The sequence below is a fragment of the Streptomyces sp. NPDC127092 genome (assembly GCF_042722475.1).
Taxonomy (GTDB): domain Bacteria; phylum Actinomycetota; class Actinomycetes; order Streptomycetales; family Streptomycetaceae; genus Streptomyces.
On sequence record NZ_JBHXFE010000296.1, the window covers coordinates 1 to 1,265 of the forward strand.

Annotated in this window: 1 protein-coding gene; it reads left to right on the plus strand. The window is 66.6% G+C overall.

The features are described 5' to 3' along the window. Positions 1–69: 69 nt before the first annotated feature. Positions 70–1,265: Rep family protein (locus ACFWJO_RS39825; protein ID WP_386873199.1), on the plus strand; the 1,196-nt coding region annotated here is incomplete at its 3' end.

Below are 1,265 nucleotides of genomic sequence, written 5' to 3' on the forward strand. Positions count from 1 at the left end.
CAAACGATTGTCAGACATGCCCTAGGCGCCGCACTCCCTCTGAGGCCCTCCGCGCCGCCCGCGGCGGGGGTGGTCGCCGTGGCTAAGCAGGAGAACAACCCGACGAGCATCGGGCTCACGCAGTACCTCGATCCGTCGTACTGGGCCTGGGCTGCCGAGGACCCGAACGGGGCCGCGCTGCTCCAGCAGGGTGCCGAGGCGATCCTCGCCTACGTGGTGCAGCGGCTCGAGGCCACCGGCTGCCAGGTCGTCGAGGCCTACGGCATCGTGCACGACAAGGACGAGCGCGAGGTCTGGAGTGACACGGAGAAGGCCCTGGTGGTCGAACCGAAGCCCGAGCACCTGCACGCCGTGATCAAGTTCGCCAGCCGTGCGAAGAGTGCGCCGCTGGATCGGCTCGCGTTCGGCATCGGCGTCGAGCCCCAGTACGTCGAGAAGCCTGGCCGCGGGCGGTACGCCTTCGACAACATGCTGTCGTATCTGACGCACGTGAAGTACGCGGACAAGCACCAGTACGCGCCTTCGGAGGTCGCCACGGTGCGTGGGCCTGACTACCTCGGGATCGACGCCCAGCGCCGGGAGACGTGGCTGAAGGGCCGCGCCCACGTGAAGAAGAAGATCGTCGCCGAGAACTTCGAGGACATGCGGGAGCGCGTTCTCCAAGGTGAGATCACGCGGGATCAGATCATGCTCACGGACGAGCTGTTCGATATCTACTCGCGGCATCAGCGGGAGATCGACGACGCGCTGTCGGCCTACGGCCAGCGTCGCGCATACCGGGCGGCGGCGAAGCTGCGCGCCGGTGAGTTCTCGACGCACGTGGTGTTCGTCCATGGGGATGCCGGGATCGGCAAGACCCGGTTCGCCACGGACTTCATTACCGAGGCGATCAACGCGGCGAACGCGCACGGCGAGCGGTGGCAGGTCTACCGGGCCGCGACGGGGAACCCGCTTGATGACTGGCGGGGCGAGGAAGTGCTGCTGCTGGACGATCTGCGGGCCTCGGCGATGGATGCGAACGACTGGCTGCTGCTGCTCGATCCGTACAACGCCTCGCCTGCGAAGGCCCGCTACAAGAACAAGGGCGAGGTCGCCCCGCGCCTCATCGTCATCACGGCGACGATCGAGCCCGTCGAGTTCTTCTACTACGCCCGCCAGAAGGGCAACGTGGACGAGGCGCTGGACCAGTTCATCCGCCGGCTGGCCTCGGTCGTGAAGGTCTATCGTGCCGACGACATCAATCGTTACCTCGTGCAGCACATCGG